Origin of the sequence: Nonomuraea pusilla, assembly GCF_900109355.1 — a bacterium.
Taxonomy (GTDB): Bacteria; Actinomycetota; Actinomycetes; order Streptosporangiales; family Streptosporangiaceae; genus Nonomuraea; species Nonomuraea pusilla.
On sequence record NZ_FOBF01000002.1, the window covers coordinates 368,492 to 383,389 of the forward strand.

Here is a 14,898-nt window from a genome sequence, read left to right on the forward strand (position 1 = left end):
CCCTGATGATAGGGGTGCGGGTGACCGCGGCTTCAGGGCCGAAAGTCCTCTGTCCGTCCGAACAGGGAGGTGCTGAGGTAGCGCTCCCCGGTGTCGGGAAGGACCACGGCGACCACCCGTCCGCCGCTCTCCGGCCGCCCCGCGACCGCCGCCGCCGCGTGCAGCGCCGCACCGCCCGAGATGCCGGCCAGGATCCCCTCGGTACGGGCCAGCAGTCGCGCCGCCGCCCGCGCCTCGTCCCCGCGCACCCGGACGATCTCGTCGTAGACCCCCGTGTCGAGCACCTCGGGGACGAACCCGGCGCCCAGCCCCTGGAGGTCGTGCCGTCCTGGCGCGCCGCCCGACAGCACCGGCGAGTCGGCAGGCTCCACCGCCACCACGCGCACGCCCGGCTTCCGCTCCTTCAGGAAACGTCCGGCGCCGGTGACGGTGCCGCCCGTGCCCACGCCGCAGACGAGCACGTCGACCTGCCCGCCGGTGTCCTCCCAGATCTCCCGTCCGGTGGAGCGCAGATGGGCCTCGGGGTTGGCGGGGTTGGCGAACTGCTGCGGCATGAACCAGCCGTGCCGCTCCGCCAGCCTGGCCGCCTCGGCCATCGCCCCCCTCATCCCGTCGGCGGTGGGGGTGAGGACGAGCTGCGCGCCGTACGCGGCGAGCAGGGCGCGGCGTTCGACGCTCATGCTCTCCGGCATGGTGAGGGTGAGCCGGTAGCCGCGGGCGGCGGCCGCCATGGCCAGGCCGATGCCGGTGTTGCCGCTGGTGGGCTCGACGATGCAGGCTCCGGGCGACAGCAGGCCCGCGGCCTCGGCCGCCTCGATCATCGCCTTGGCGATGCGGTCCTTGACGCTGCCGGCGGGGTTGGCGGACTCCAGCTTCGCGACCAGGACGCCGGGCAGTCCCGCCGCGAAGCGCGAGAGGTGGACCAGCGGGGTGCGTCCCACCAGATCGAGGACGTCGCGGTGGACGGCGGGCATGGCGGGCATGGCGGTGGCGGGCCGGGTGCGGTGGACGGCGGGCAAGGCAGGACTCCTTCGCGTGCGGTGGGGAGGGGGACTTCAGGGGCGGAACGGAGAGATCGGGATCAGGGCGGGCAGGACTTCAGGGGGTTCAGGCGGGGAGGACTTCAGCGCAGGCGGGCACGGTGCGCGGGGGCGGGCGGCACTTCAGCGGGCAGGGGCAGGCGGGACAGTGCGCTGGGCGGGCGCGACTTCAGCGTCCCGGGCGGGCGGGATGATGACCGGGGTCGCGGGACGCACCCGGGCGCCGGGCGGCACATCGGTCAGCACCACGGCGTGCGCCCCGATCACGGCGTCGTCGCCGACGTGGACCCGGCCGAGCACCGACGCGCCGACGCCCACGACGACCCGGTCGCCGATGACGGGATGCCGGACGGCGCCCTTGGCGTCGGCGTGGAACCCGCGGCCGCCGAGCGTGACCCGGTGGTAGAGCGTGACGTCGTCGCCGACGACCGCGGTCTCCCCGATCACGACGCCGATGGCGTGGTCGATGAACAGCCGGCGCCCGATCCTGGCGCCCGGATGGATCTCCACGCCGGTCAGCAGGCGGGTGACCTGCGAGATCAGCCTCGGCAGGAAGGGGACGCCGCGCCTGTGCAGGCGGTGGGCCACCCGGTGGCTCCACACGGCCCACAGGCCGGGATACAGCACGGCCTCGACGCGGCGGGCGCCGCGCAGGGCGGGGTCGCGCCGGCAGGCGGCGCGGACGTCTTCGAGCATGACGGGATTCCTCGGCAGGCGACGTGTCGGCGGCGGAACGCGGGAGCGTGCGTCCAACCGCGACAGGACTCATCGAAACCGCGCCTGACGTGGAATCCCGTCATGGGCATCGCGAACAGCCGGCCGGCCAGGCGGCGGGGCGGCAAAGACGCGATGGGCATGCCGCAGACGCTAGGACGCCGACGCCTCCCGCGGCCAGCGCCGCACGTCCCCCGAACCCATGACCTTCGCCTCTTGCGCCCACCCGGCACCCGGCGATGACACCGGGGTCGAGGAACCTGGGAACAGCCGGTGGCGGTGAGAATGATCTCGGGCGAAGGGACGACGTCTACGCCGAGGCCAATCCCCACACCGGGCACCGGTGATCGGACCGCGTCTCCTCCTCCGCTGCCGGTTGGGGGCGGTCCGGCATGGACGCCGTAGGAGGCCTGGCAGGATTTCAGTGATCGCTTCCAGGCCGGAACCGCTGATGTCGGTGACGCCGGTGACCGGCCGCGCCGCTCGGTCAGCGTCTGGACGCCGCCTTCGAGAGCCGACAGTACAGAGGCGGGTGTGTGGCGGAGCGGATCAGCTGTTCATGAACATGGCGTATGGTGCTGAATACAGTGTTCCGAATCCTGGAGGCCTCGATGCCGACAGCCAGCCCGGATCGCAGGGTGCGGCGGACCAGGGAACTCCTTCGCCGTGCCCTGGTGGAGCTGATCCTGGAGACGGGCTACGACCGGATCACCGTGCAGCACATCATCGATCGCGCCGACGTCGGCCGCTCCACCTTCTACGCGCACTACACCGACAAGGACGATCTCCTGCTCGGCAACCTGGAGGAGTTGGCGGCGGCGTTCGAGGAGCACATGGAGCGCCACTTCGCCAGCCGTACTGAGCCCAATCCGGTGCTGGCCGCCTTCGAGCACGCCGAGCGGCAGCGCAACCTGTACAAGGCGCTGGCCGGGAGGCGGGGCGCGGAAGTGATCAGAGCCGGGCTGCGCCGCAGGATCGAGGAGGTCATGGCGCGGCGGATGCCGGAGTTCCTGCCGCGCCGGGACGGCGCGGTGCCGGTGGAGGTCACCATGGAGTTCCTGCTGAGCTCGCTGCTCGGTTTGCTGGTGTGGTGGCTGGACGACGACCTGCCGTACACGGCCGAGGAGATGGCCGACATGTACATGCGGCTGATCGCGCCCGGGGTTCAGGCCGTCTACGGAATCTGAACAATTTCGCTGATCTGTTCACTACCGCACTGAACTGCGGTTTCGTCGATTGACCGCGCCTCTCCATGTCGAACATCGTGTACTGAAACTGACTCGATGTTCCGATAGGAGGCCAGGTGCCCGTCATCGACGTACGCGAGGTCACCAAGACCTACGACACCCCGCAAGGCCCGTTCACGGCTCTGCGCCGCGTCTCGCTCAAGACCAACGCCGGCGAGTTTCTCGCGGTGGTCGGCCGCTCCGGCAGCGGCAAGTCCACCCTGATCAACATGATCACCGGGATCGACCGGCCGACCAGCGGCGAGGTGCACGTCGCCGGAGCCGCCGTGCATGAGCTGGACCAGCAGGCGCTGGCCGTTTGGCGCGGGCGCAACGTCGGCGTGGTGTTCCAGTTCTTCCAGCTGTTGCCCACGCTGACCGTCGCCGAGAACGTCATGCTGCCCATGGACTTCTGCGACACCTACCCGCGCGCCGAGCGCCGCCCCAGGGCACTGGCGCTGCTGGAACGGTTCGGCATCGCCCAGCAGGCCGACAAGCTGCCCGCCGCGTTGTCCGGCGGCCAGCAGCAGCGCGCCGCCATCGCCCGCGCGCTGGCCAACGACCCGCCGCTGCTGGTGGCCGACGAACCCACCGGCAACCTGGACTCGTCCACCGCAATCGCGGTGCTGGAGCTGTTCGCGGCCATCGCCGCCGAGGGCACCACCGTCGTCATGGTCACGCACGGCAGCGACGCGGCCCCGTACATCACCTCGACCGTGGAGCTGGCCGACGCGACGGTGAGCGCGCATGTCTAGCCCGTTGTCTGAGCGGTTGTCCGGGCCGCGCTGGCGCAAGCTCCGCCGTGACATGGCTCTGGCCTGGGGACGTACGGTCATGATGATCGTGGCCATCGCGGCCGGGGTGACCGGCATCGGCGCCGTGCTCAGCGCGAACGCGATCGCCTCACGCGAGATCACCCGCAACTACCTCGGCACTGCCCCCGCCGCGGCCACCCTGGAGCTGGATCGGGCCGACGCCGCGCTGGCCGAGCAGGTCCGCGGCCGCCCCGGCATCACCGACGCCCAGGCCAGAGCCACTCTCACCGCCACGATGCGGATCGGACCCGACGAATGGCGGACGCTGGTGCTGTTCGTGGTGCCCGACTTCGACGACATGCGGATCTCCACGTTCGCCCGCGAGTCCGGGGCCTGGCCACCGCCGTCGGGCACCATGCTGATCGAACGTGCTGCCAGGGACATGGTGCCGCCCGGACCCGTCGAGGTCCGCCTGCCCGGCGGACAGAGCCGCACCATCACCGTCTCCGGCACCGTGCACGACCCCTCGCTCGCCCCCGCATGGCAAGATCGCGCCGGCTACGGCTACATCACCCCGCAGACGCTCGCCGTGCTCGGCGGGAGCGCCACCTTGGACGAGCTGAAGATCCGCACCGAGGCCACCACCCGGGAAGGCATCGCGCAGACCAGCCGCGAGCTGGCGGCCTGGCTGCGCACCCAGGGGAACCAGGTGCACGAGATCCAGGTGCCGCCGCCCGGGCAGCACCCGCACGAGGGGCAGATGCAGGCGCTCATGCTGATGCTGCTGATCTTCGCGTTGCTCGGGCTCATGCTGGCCGCGATCCTGGTGGCGGCCGTGATCGGCGGCATGCTGGTGCAGCAGATCCGCCAGATCGGTGTGATGAAGGCCATCGGCGCCCGCACCGGCCAGATCGCCGGCCTGTACGCCGTCCAGGTGCTGCTGCTCGGCCTGGCCGCCGCCGCGGTCGGCGTCCCGGTCGGGACGCTCGCCGGCCGCGCGTTCGCGGATGTGGTGGCCGATCTGCTCAACCTGAACCTGCACAGCCAGGCCGTCCCGCTGTGGGTGTACGCCAGCCAGCTCGTGGCGGCCGTGCTGGTGCCGCTCCTGGTGGCGGCCGTGCCGATCCGCCGGGCCGCCCGCCTCACCATCCGCGAGGCAATCAGCGACTACGGCGTACGCCAGGAGACCGTCTCGGCCCGGCTGACCGGGCTCAGCCGTACCCTGCTGATGGCGTTGCGCAACGCCTTCCGCCGCCGTGCCCGGCTCGCACTCACCCTTGGCCTGCTGTCGGTCGGCGGCGCGCTGTTCCTGGCCGGCCTGAACGTGGCCGCCGCCTGGCAACGCACCGTCGACGACGGCATGGCCGCCCGCCGCTACGACATGGAGGTACGGCTGGCCGCCGCCGACCCCGCCCTCGTCGAGCGCATCCGCACCACTCCCGGCGTCACCCGTGTGGAGACCTGGGGAGGCGCCCCCACCGCCGCCGGGGACGTGGTCTCCACCTACCCCGACGGCGGTCATGGCAGCTTCAGCCTGCGCGGCGTCCCGGAGGACTCCAGACTTCTGGACCTGCCCCTCACCTCGGGCCGATGGCTGGCCCCCGGCGACACGAACGCAGTCGTGCTGAACTCCATGGCCGCCAACCCGCTCCCGGACGCGAAAGCCGGCGACACCCTCACCCTCAACCTCGACGGCCGCGCCACCACCTGGCACATCGTCGGCACCGTCCGGGAGATCGGCTCACCGGCCGCCGCCTACGTCACCAAGACCGCCTTCGAACAACACGCCGGCCCCGCCCGCGATCTGCGCATCGCCACCTCCGACACCGCGGCCGTGCAACGCGTGCTCCGCGACGCCCGCGTCGAGGGCTCGAACCTGGCCACCGCCGAGCTGCGTGAGGCGGTCGGGGGCCACACCTTCGTCCTGATCGGCGCTCTGATAGCCCTGGCGGTGCTGATGGCGATCATCGGCGTGCTCGGCCTGACCGCCACCACCGGTACCAGCATGGTGGAGCGCACCCGCGAGTTCGCCGTCATGCAGGCCATCGGCGCCACCCCGCGCACCGTGCTGGGCATTGTGCTGGGCGAGACCGTGTTCGTCGGGCTGCTCAGCTGGCTGGCCGCCGCCCTGCTGGCCCTGCCCGTGAGCTGGATGATCGGCGACCTGCTCGGCGACCTGGCCTTCCGCGCCCCGTTGCCGCTCACCATCTCCCCCCTAGCTCTCGGCCTCTGGGCCCTGGCCGCTGTCGCCGGCTCGGCCCTGGCCGGAGCGGCCCCCGCCCGCCGAGCCGCCCGGCTGACCATCCGCCAGGCCCTGGCCTACGTCTGAAGGAGTTCTGATGCGTAAGACGCTGTTCATTCTGCTCGCGCTCGCCGTCGTGATCGGTGGCCTGGCCGTGGCCGCTCATCAACTGGACCTCTCGGCCCTGATCCGTCGACTCCACGGAGGATGATCCGACGTCATGTCGGCGCCTTCGCCCGTGTGGCCACCCGGGCGGTGGCGTGGGTGTCAGCGGAGAGGGCCGGAGTCGCGCCGACGACACCGACACTCGGCGATCGCCGCGCCTCTGGCCACAGCATCATCGGCCTGGCGGTGTTCGACCGGTCGGCACTGCGTGCCGAGGCCATGTGGGCCCTCGGCGTCCCCGAAGACCGGATCTACATCGACCGCGGCTTCTCCGGCGCCACCCGCCGCAACCGCGCCGGCCTCGACCAGGCGCCGGCCGCCGTGTGGGACGACGGGGCGGCGCGGGGCAGGAAAGCTGACGAACGGACCGCCTTTTCGGGACCAAAGCCCTTATCTCCGCACCCGGAGGTGGCGGGAGGCTCATCCCCGACGATTCCCGAAGATCCACGAAGATCCCCCGACGATCGCCCACCTCATCCTGGAAACGACGTGAAGCCCTTCACCACCCCCGCCGGCGTGGGCCGCGTGATCCGCGCCGCCGTCGCGGCGCCTTCGGTGCACAACACCCAGCCGTGGCGCTTCCGCCGCGTCGACGACGAGACGCTGGAGTTCTACGCCGACCTCGACCGGCTGCTGCCGGTCGTCGATCCGATGGGCCGCGGCCTCGGCATCAGCTGCGGAGCGGCGCTGTTCAACATGAGGCTGGCGATCAGGGTGAGCGGCCACACGCCGAACGTCACCGCCATGCCCGCCCCCGGGGACGCGCCCGACCTGCTCGCGGTCGTGCGCGCGACCGAAGGGCTGCCCGCGACGCCCGAGGAGAACCGCCTGTACGCCGTGATCCCGCACCGCAGGACGAACCGGTTCCCGTTCGAGGCCCGTCCGCTGCCTCCCGAGGTGATCCTCGACCTGGTGACGGCGGCGCACGCGGAGGGGGCGACGCTGGTGCTGCTCGACAGGATGGCGGCGCGCCGCGTGCTCGACATGGTGGCGGCGGCCGACCGCATGGTGACCGGCGAGGCCGGCTACCACGCCGAGCTCGCCCGCTGGACAGCCACGGCACCGGGCCACAGCGGCACCCCAGCATCGGACCATGACACCGCTCCGGCCCACGCTGGCGCACCCACGCCCGACCACGGCCCCGCGCCGGCCCACGCCGGTATGACGGTCCACGCCGGGACCGCAGGCCGCGGCGGGATCGCGGACGGCCCCGGGATCGTTCGGGATCGTGACATCGGGCAGGAGCTTGGGATCGCGGGCGGTGCCGGGGGGCCGCGCTGCGACGGGGTGCCCTGGTACGCGTTCGGGCCGCGGCCACGGGGCGGCGCGCTGCCGCTGCGCGACTTCGCGCCCGGGGCGCCGGGCAGGGAGGTCGCCGACTTCGAGGACGACCCGCTGGTCGGCGTGCTGCTCACGCAGGGCGACGGGCCGCGCGACTGGCTGGCGGCCGGGCAGGCGCTTCAGCGGGTGCTGCTCTCCGCGACCGTGCACGGCGTGTCGGCCTCGCTGTTCAGTCAGCCGCTCGACCTGCACGACGGCGCCCACGCCGGGGTGACGGCGGGGCGGCTCGGGCATGTCCAGATGATCCTGCGCCTCGGCTACGGCCCGCTCGTCCCGCCCACGCCCCGGAGGCCCGTCCCCGAGGTGCTCGAACTACGCTGACCGTCCGCCGCCCTTCGGGAACAAGGGCCTGAGAGGAGCCGGAGCATCGGGGCGATCCGCCGGGCCCGTTCTCCGGTCTTGGGACATCGGCACGGCCGTCATGGTGGCGGGCCGTCGGTCTTCCACCGCGCGGGAACATTTGTCCAAGACTGACAGCCGACCGCCCGTGCACAGTCTCCGCATGAGTGAGTACGACATTGAGCATTCGCATGGGATGCACGTGGTCCATGACGGCCCTCGGCAGGCGCCGCCGGTGTTGCTCATCCACGGATCGGGGGCCTCGGGCGGCTTCTGGCGCCCGATGGTCCCGGCACTGGCCGCCCACCACCACCTCATCCGGGTCGACCTGCCGGGCTGCGGGCAGTCCCCGCCCGCGCCGTCGTACGACGTGCCCGCGCAGGCGGGCCAGGTGGCGGCGCTGCTGGACGACCTCGGTCTTCGTCATGTCGCCGTGGTCGGACACTCCAGCGGCGGCTACGTCGCCACCGCGCTTGCCGAGCAACGTCCCGACCTCGTGGGTTCGCTTGCGCTGATCAGCAGCGGCCCGAGTCCGGACGCGCTCCTTCGGCAGCCGTTCCTCCTTCGGGCCCTGTTGGCCCCGCCTCTGGGCCCGCTGCTGTGGTCGAGACGTTCGGACGCGTTGATCCGCAAGGGGATCGTCGCGACGGCCGCTCGCCCGGTGGACCTCCCGGACGACGTGGTCGCCGACGTACGGGGCATCACCTACCGCGTGATGAGGACGGTGCTGCGCTGCAACACCGCCTACATCGCCGAGCGGAGCGTGCCCGAGCGTCTGGCCGCCCTCCAGGTCCCCGTGCTGGTGGTCTTCGGCGCTGCCGACCCCCGTTGGGAGCCGTCGTCGGCGCACCAGTACGACGCGGTGCCGAACGCGCGGGTCGAGCTGCTGCCGGGCGTCGGGCACCTACCCATGCTGGAGGCGCCCGAGACGACCGGCGACCTGCTGCTGGATTTCACGGCAATGGGCGGCCGACGACCCGTGATCCCTGATGCCTAGACTGGCCATGTGTCGCCGACCGGGACGCCACCTGACCGGGCGTGGGTGGACGTCGCGGTCCCACGCCCGTCGGTGCGGCTGCCGGGGGTCAGCATGGCCGGGTTCCGCCATCGTGCCCCCTCGGTGGACATCTCCATGGTCGCGTACCCGTCCGTCACCCTGCTCGTCGATCTGAGCGAGGGAGAAGGCATCGTCTACGAAACCCACGGCCGGCACGAGCGCGGCAGCGTCGTCGTCGGGCTCCTCCCGGGCGATCTCCGGGCGACCGGCCGGGGAGCCGGCCAGTGCCTCCAGATCCGGCTGGAGCCGGTCGTGGCGGCTGCGTTGTTCGGCGCATCGACCGAGCTCAGCGGGACGGTGGTAGCCCTTGAGGATGTCTGGGGCCGCGACGCCGGGCGGGCCGAGGACGGGCTGCGCGCCGCCGCGTCGTGGGACGAACGGTTCACGATCGCGGTGGACATCCTCGGCCGACGGCTGGGCGCCCACCCCCCGGTCGATCCGCAGGTCGCCCACGCCTGGCGGCGGACGCTCACCAGCCGGGGGCAGGTGCGGGTCGACGACCTGGCGGACGAGGTCGGCTGGAGCCGCAAGCGCCTGTGGTCCCGCTTCCGGTCCCAGCTCGGCATCACGCCCAAACGCGCCGCCCGGCTGGTGCGCTTCGACCACGCCGCCCACCTGCTCGCGGCGGGTCACGCCGCCGCCCGCGTTGCCAGCGAGAGCGGCTACGTCGACCAGTCCCACCTCCACCGTGAGGTCACGGCGTTCGCCGGTCTCACACCGACGGCCCTGGCCGTCGCGCCGTGGCTCGCGGTCGACGACATCGCGTGGCCGGCTTCGTCGCCAACCCGGTGCCCGGCGAAGGACGGCGAACGCGTCCCCGACCTTCGCTGAGCAGCTTGCCTCCCGGGAGGTCGGGGGCGTCTTCGGCGGCAGAGGCGCGAGCCCGTGCGGGGTGGAGGTCTGCCGGCGTCGTCGCAGCGTGGGGTAGGCCGCCGGGGCCTTCACGCTGGTGGCCTTCATCCGGCCCTGCGTGCAGTGCAGCCCGGTGTAGGCCATCGGCTCCTGTGAGGTGTGCACCAGCTCGCTGATGGTCCGCGACGGTGGCAGCACCTGAGGTGTGGCCGAGCCCGGCGGCAGCGCCTGCAAGAGCGTCCCCGGCCCGGCCAAGCCCGGCGGCACCTGCAAGGCCGTCTGAGGTGCCGCCGAGGGCGGCGGCAGGATCTGAAGGAGCATTCGGGGCCTGGGAGCGGGCGGATTTCCTGCTGGTTGTGGCGGTGCGTGGGGGTGGGGGCGGGGTTATGCGGGGTCGGGTGCCGCGCCGCCCCCGGGGCGCGTGGAGGGGCCGAGGTCAGGCCCCGGGGCGCGTGGTGGGGCCGAGGTCAGGCGTCGGGGCCCGTGGAGGTGTCGGTGCCGCCTTCGGAAGGGGCTGCCGGGTCGACGGCGGTGATCCCTGCCGGGGCCGGGGTGCCCGTCGTCGTCGGGTTCGCCGTTGGCTTGGGGGCGAGGTGGCGTTCCAGGTTCTCGATGCGTTCGACGAGGGGCTGGAGCTGGTGGCGTACGGCTTCCGCCAGGGCCTGCGCGGGGTCGGCGGGCGGGCTGGTGGTGCTCGCGGACGCTGCCGCGGTCTGGGCGCGCAGGTGGACGTATCCGGCCAGCGCGGCCGTCACCGCGCGGCGGGTGAGCCGGGGTTCGGCCCCCAGGGTGCGCAGCACCTCGCCGGCGACGCCGTCGGGCTCGGTGACCAGGCCCAGCAGCAGGTGCTCGCAGCCGACGTAGTTGTGCCCGAGCGCGGTCGCCTCGGTGACGGCGAGTTCGAGCGCGGCGGCGGCGGGCCCGTCGAAATGCACTGACGCGCCTTCTCCGGGTGCGGCCTCGCCCGGGCCTGCCTGCCCCGAAGACCCTGAGACGCCCGGCTCGGAAGCGCCTCGTCCCGTGCCGCCTTCCTCCCGCGCGCTCTCCTCCGGGCCGCCGTCACGCCTGCCTTCCGCCGCGCCGCCCTTCCCCGGGCCGTCCTCCTTGCTGCCCGTGTGGCGTCGCAGGTCGCGGCGTGCCTGGTCGGGGTCGATGTCCACGGCGCGCAGCACGTGCAGGGCGAGGTTCTCGCCCTCGGCCACCATGGCGGCGAGCAGGTGGCCGGTGCCGATGGCAGGCGCGGACTCGGCTCGCGCCTGCCTCACGGCGAGCTTGACGACGGCTCTGGCGCGGGCGGTGAAGTGCGGCAGCCGCGCTCCGAGGTCGTCGTCCTCCAGGTCGGTGAGGACGGCCTGCCGGATGGTGGTGATGCGGCGGACCGCCTGCTCCAGCGCCCGCTGGCAGATCGCGGAGACCGGCACGCCCGCCTCCTTGACCGCCTCGGCCAGCTCGTCCGGCAGGTACACGTTGATCTTCGGCATGACCGACGTCCCTCCATTGGGGTTATCAAGGGGTTACCCCCTACTTATAACCCCCACAGGGTTATCGGGCAACCCCTACGTCCGGCGACGGTAGGCGGCCACCGCGAGCGGGGCGAACACGGCGAGGAACACCAGCCCGGAGACCACCGTCCAGGCCACCGCCGCCCCCGCAGGGCCGCCCAGCATGAGCGCCCGCGACGCCTGCATCGCGTGGTCGACCGGGTTGATCTCCAGCCACGCCTGCAGCCAGCCGGGCAGCGTGCTCTTCGGGGTGACCATGCTCGTCCCGAACGTCAGCGGGAACAGCACGATGAACGCCATCCCCTGCACGCCCCCCGGCTCCCGCATCAGCACCCCGAGCAGCACGAACGCCCAGCTCACGCAGAAGGAGAAGAAGACGGTCAGCAGACAGGCCGCCAGCACCTGCAGCGGCCCGGTCTGGACGCGGAAACCGAGCGCGTACCCGAAGCCGAGCAGCACCACGATGGCGACGAGGTAGCGGATCAGGTCGCCGAGCACCGAGCCCGCCAGCGGCGCGGCGCGGCCGATCGGCAGGCTGCGGAACCGGTCGAACACCCCCTTCTTGATGTCGGTGTTGAGGTTGACGCCGGTCGCCATGCCGCCGAACAGCACCGTCTGCACGAGGATCGCCGGCATCAGGAACTGCAGGTACTCCTGGGTGGAGCCGGAGACGGCCCCGCCGAGCAGGAACACGTAGATGACGACGAAGATGATCGGCTGGAGCGTGACGTCCAGGAGCTGTTCGGGGGTGCGCAGGGTCTTGAGCACGCTACGGCGGGCCAGGGCGAGGCTGTGACGGGCCAGCCCGAACGGGCGGGGGCCCGGCCGGGCGGGCGCGGCGGCGCGTTCGGCGGTGAGGGTCATGCGGCGGCTCCTTCCTCGTCGTGGGCGCCGCGGCCGGTCAGGGTGAGGAACACCTCGTCCAGGCTGGGCAGGTGCAGTGACAGCTCGGTGACGGAGATGCCGGCGGCCTCCAGCCGCCGCACGATCTCGGTGAACGCGGCGTCGCCGCCGACCGGCACCGTCGCGACCCCGTTGCCCGGCGACTCGGCGGGCCTGCCGGCGACGGTCGCGAGGATCGCGGACGCCTCCTCCAGCCTGGACGGGTCGGCGGGCCGCACCAGGACGGTCTGCCCGCCGACGACGCGCTTGAGCTCGCCCGCGGTGCCGTGGGCGATGACCCGGCCATGGTCCACGACCGAGATGGCGTCGGCCAGCGCGTCGGCCTCCTCCAGGTACTGGGTGGTGAGCAGCACGGTGACGCCGTCGGCCACCAGGCGGCGGACGATGGCCCACATGTCCTCGCGTTTGGCGGGGTCGAGGCCGGTCGTGGGCTCGTCCAGGAAGATGACCTCGGGGTTGCCGACGAGGCCGGCCGCGAGGTCGAGGCGGCGGCGCATGCCGCCCGAGTAGGTGCCGGCGCGCCGCCCGGCGGCTCCGGCCAGCCCGAACTCCTCCAGCAGCCGGGCAGCCCTGGCCTTGGCCTCGCGGACGCGGAGGTCGAGCAGGCGGCCGATGAGGACGAGGTTCTCGGTGCCGGTCAGGTCCTCGTCGACGGAGGCGTACTGGCCGGTCAGGCCGATGGCGCGGCGGACGCGGGAGGGGTGGCGCAGCACGTCGATCCCGGCGACGGACGCGCGGCCCGCGTCGGGACGCAGCAGCGTGGCCAGGATGCGTACCGCGGTGGTCTTGCCGGCCCCGTTGGGGCCGAGCACGCCGAGCACGGTGCCCGGGCGCGCGGTAAGGGTGATGCCGTCCAGGGCGGTGGTCCGGCCGAACCGTTTGACCAGGCCCTCGGCGTCGATCGCGTGATCCATGCCGCGATGCTGTGGCAGGGCGCTGGCATCGGCCGCACGAAGCGCCGTCAGAACGCCGTCAGAACGCCGTCGGCTCCGCAGGGGCGCCCGTCAGGCTTGTTCCCTGGCTTCCAGCGTGCGGGCCAGGTCGGCGGCCGGGCCGGGCGGCAGGGCCCCGTGCAGCATCTCCACCCGGTGCACCAGCCGCGGCGTCAGCAGCGGCACCCCGCACGCGCCCGAGGCGCCGGGGGCGGCCGGCAACGGGCCGGCGGACAGCGGTGCGCCGGGAAGGGCGGTGGGAAGGGCGGTGGGAAGGGTGGCGGGCAGCAGGGTGGCGGGAAGGGTGGCGGGCAGCAGGGGGGCGGGCAGCAGGGTCAGGCCGTGGCCGGCGCGCACCAGGTTGAGCACGGTCTGCACGTCGTCGCCCCGGTGGTCGAGCGCCGCGGGGAAGCCCTCGCCCTGCAGCGCGCGCAGCCGCTCCAGCGGGCACAGGGTGGTCTGCAGCCAGCGGGCGTCCACCAGGTCGGCCAGCCGCAGCCCCGGCCGGCCCGCCAGCGGATGCCCCGGCGGCAGGGCCACGACCAGCTCCTCCTCGGCCACGCCCACGACGGTCAGCGGGCCCGACTCGGGCAGGCGCAGCGGGTCGCTGGGCGCGGCGACGCCGTCGGCCAGCCCGATCTCCGCCTCGCCCGAGGCGACGAGCGCGGCGACGTCCTCGCGGCCGCAGCCGAGCACCGTCACCTCCAGCCGGGGCTGGGCGGCCCGCGCGCGGGCCAGCCGCCCGGCCAGTGTCGCGTTCAGCGCCAGGGGCGTGGCCGCCAGCCGCAGCCGGTACGCCGGAGGCGCCGCCGCGCGCAGCACGTCCGCGCGGGCCGCGCGCAGGCGCAGCAGCAGCGGCCCTGCGTGCTCCAGCAGCCGTTCCCCGGCCGGGGTCGGCTCGACGGGCCTGCGGCTCAGCAGTGGCAGGCCGAGGTCGGACTCCAGCGCCGCGATCTGCTGGGAGATCGCCGACTGGGTGTAGCCGAGCTCGCCGGCCGCCGCCGAGAACGACCTGAGGCGGGCCACGGTCACGAAGGTGCGAAGCAGGTGCGGGTCCATCACAGTTGCTTATAGCAGGTGCAGACATCATCGTTGGCGCTGAAGCGGCGACGGCGGCCACGATGGTGGGCATGAGAATCGCCCTGGTGGGAGACCGCTCCCCCGCCGTCCGCTCGCACGCCCGCGTCCCGCTGCTCATCGAGGCGCTCAGGCAGCGCGACGGCATCGCGCTCGACGCCTACTGGATCCCGACGACGGAGGCGCACGACCTCGCCGGTTTCGACGGCGTCTGGCTGGTGCCCGGCAGCCCGTACCGCAGCGAGGAGGGCGCCGTCGAGGCGGCGCGCACCGCCAGGGAGCGGGGCATCCCGTTCCTCGGCACCTGCGGCGGGTTCCAGCACATGCTGCTGGAGTACGCCAGGCACGTCTGCGGTCTGGACGTCGCCCACGCCGAGAACGAGCCGGACGCCCGCGACTTCCTGCTGACGCCGCTGACCTGCTCCCTGGCCGGGCACGAGGGGCTGGTACGGCTGCACCCCGGCTCGCTGATCGAGCAGATCGTCGGCGCGCCCACCACCATGGAGGCCTACATCTGCTCGTACGGGCTGAACGACGCCTACCAGGCCACCCTGGCCGCCCACGGCATGGTGTTCTCCGGCCACGCGGAGGACGGCGGCGTGCGGGTCGCCGAACTGCCGCGGCACCCGTTCTTCCTGGCCACGATGTTCCAGCCGGAGCTGGCCGGCGACGGGCGGCGCCCGCACCCGGTGATCTCGGCGTTCGCCGCCGCCGTCAGCCGCCACGCCGCCGCCCGCACCTCCGCCTGAGGGC

13 protein-coding genes are annotated in these 14,898 nt (G+C 73.2%); 7 read left to right on the forward strand and 6 right to left on the reverse strand.

Annotated elements, in window-relative coordinates; genetic code table 11:
* Nucleotides 1-32: 32 nt before the first annotated feature.
* Together cysK and epsC are read right to left on the reverse strand one after the other, a co-directional pair.
* Nucleotides 33-1,019, reverse strand: coding sequence for a cysteine synthase A (cysK, locus tag BMX74_RS04585; protein WP_305728615.1), 987 nt, complete (start codon nt 1,017-1,019; stop codon nt 33-35).
* Between the two features lie 144 nt (nt 1,020-1,163).
* Nucleotides 1,164-1,736, reverse strand: a complete 573-nt coding sequence (epsC, locus tag BMX74_RS04590; protein WP_091098516.1) for a serine O-acetyltransferase EpsC — start codon at nt 1,734-1,736, stop codon at nt 1,164-1,166.
* Nucleotides 1,737-2,365: 629 nt separating this feature from the next.
* Between epsC and BMX74_RS04595 the strand changes: the two genes are divergently transcribed.
* The 6 genes from BMX74_RS04595 (at nt 2,366) to BMX74_RS04620 (ending at nt 9,710) form a co-directional block, all read left to right on the forward strand.
* Nucleotides 2,366-2,941 carry a TetR/AcrR family transcriptional regulator gene (locus BMX74_RS04595; RefSeq protein ID WP_063792059.1) on the forward strand — a complete coding sequence of 192 codons (576 nt, stop codon included), beginning with the start codon at nt 2,366-2,368 and terminating at the stop codon, nt 2,939-2,941.
* A 116-nt stretch (nt 2,942-3,057) separates the two neighbouring features.
* The gene (locus BMX74_RS04600; protein ID WP_201784435.1) at nt 3,058-3,735 is read left to right on the forward strand and encodes an ABC transporter ATP-binding protein; all 678 of its coding nucleotides are present in this window, start codon (nt 3,058-3,060) and stop codon (nt 3,733-3,735) included.
* Nucleotides 3,728-6,064, forward strand: coding sequence for an ABC transporter permease (locus tag BMX74_RS04605; protein WP_091098517.1), 2,337 nt, complete (start codon nt 3,728-3,730; stop codon nt 6,062-6,064). Before BMX74_RS04600 ends, BMX74_RS04605 begins: the two co-directional genes overlap by 8 nt.
* 567 nt (nt 6,065-6,631) lie before the next feature.
* A complete protein-coding gene (locus BMX74_RS04610; protein WP_091098520.1) occupies nt 6,632-7,804 on the forward strand; it encodes a nitroreductase family protein in 1,173 nt (390 codons plus the stop codon).
* Between the two features lie 181 nt (nt 7,805-7,985).
* The gene (locus tag BMX74_RS04615) at nt 7,986-8,819 is read left to right on the forward strand and encodes an alpha/beta fold hydrolase (protein ID WP_256256770.1); all 834 of its coding nucleotides are present in this window, start codon (nt 7,986-7,988) and stop codon (nt 8,817-8,819) included.
* A gap of 9 nt (nt 8,820-8,828) precedes the next feature.
* The gene (locus BMX74_RS04620; protein ID WP_256256771.1) at nt 8,829-9,710 is read left to right on the forward strand and encodes a helix-turn-helix domain-containing protein; all 882 of its coding nucleotides are present in this window, start codon (nt 8,829-8,831) and stop codon (nt 9,708-9,710) included.
* 488 nt (nt 9,711-10,198) lie between these two features.
* On the opposite strand, the gene BMX74_RS45395 is transcribed toward BMX74_RS04620, so the two are convergent.
* From BMX74_RS45395 to BMX74_RS04640, 4 genes are all read right to left on the reverse strand, one after another.
* A complete protein-coding gene (locus BMX74_RS45395; protein WP_082534673.1) occupies nt 10,199-11,212 on the reverse strand; it encodes a Clp protease N-terminal domain-containing protein in 1,014 nt (337 codons plus the stop codon).
* A 75-nt stretch (nt 11,213-11,287) separates the two neighbouring features.
* Entirely contained in the window at nt 11,288-12,097 is an 810-nt protein-coding gene (locus BMX74_RS04630; RefSeq protein ID WP_091098525.1) for an ABC transporter permease, read from the reverse strand.
* A complete protein-coding gene (locus tag BMX74_RS04635; protein ID WP_091098527.1) occupies nt 12,094-13,050 on the reverse strand; it encodes an ATP-binding cassette domain-containing protein in 957 nt (318 codons plus the stop codon). Before BMX74_RS04635 ends, BMX74_RS04630 begins: the two co-directional genes overlap by 4 nt.
* A 90-nt stretch (nt 13,051-13,140) precedes the next feature.
* On the reverse strand, nt 13,141-14,127 hold the full coding sequence (locus tag BMX74_RS04640; protein ID WP_091098529.1) for a LysR family transcriptional regulator: 987 nt from the start codon (nt 14,125-14,127) through the stop codon (nt 13,141-13,143).
* A 71-nt stretch (nt 14,128-14,198) separates the two neighbouring features.
* On the opposite strand from BMX74_RS04640, the gene BMX74_RS04645 reads away from it, so the two are divergent.
* On the forward strand, nt 14,199-14,894 hold the full coding sequence (locus BMX74_RS04645; protein WP_256256772.1) for a CTP synthase C-terminal region-related (seleno)protein: 696 nt from the start codon (nt 14,199-14,201) through the stop codon (nt 14,892-14,894).
* The last annotated feature ends 4 nt before the right edge of the window (nt 14,895-14,898 follow it).

Coding starts and splice junctions, on each gene's coding strand:
- BMX74_RS04640 (WP_091098529.1), bottom strand. CDS start 14,127: ATGGACCCGCACCTGCTTCGCACCTTCGTGACCGTGGCCCGCCTCAGG.
- BMX74_RS45395 (WP_082534673.1), bottom strand. CDS start 11,212: ATGCCGAAGATCAACGTGTACCTGCCGGACGAGCTGGCCGAGGCGGTC.
- BMX74_RS04605 (WP_091098517.1), top strand. CDS start 3,728: ATGTCTAGCCCGTTGTCTGAGCGGTTGTCCGGGCCGCGCTGGCGCAAG.
- BMX74_RS04630 (WP_091098525.1), bottom strand. CDS start 12,097: ATGACCCTCACCGCCGAACGCGCCGCCGCGCCCGCCCGGCCGGGCCCC.
- BMX74_RS04635 (WP_091098527.1), bottom strand. CDS start 13,050: ATGGATCACGCGATCGACGCCGAGGGCCTGGTCAAACGGTTCGGCCGG.
- BMX74_RS04595 (WP_063792059.1), top strand. CDS start 2,366: ATGCCGACAGCCAGCCCGGATCGCAGGGTGCGGCGGACCAGGGAACTC.
- BMX74_RS04615 (WP_256256770.1), top strand. CDS start 7,986: ATGAGTGAGTACGACATTGAGCATTCGCATGGGATGCACGTGGTCCAT.
- epsC (WP_091098516.1), bottom strand. CDS start 1,736: ATGCTCGAAGACGTCCGCGCCGCCTGCCGGCGCGACCCCGCCCTGCGC.
- BMX74_RS04645 (WP_256256772.1), top strand. CDS start 14,199: ATGAGAATCGCCCTGGTGGGAGACCGCTCCCCCGCCGTCCGCTCGCAC.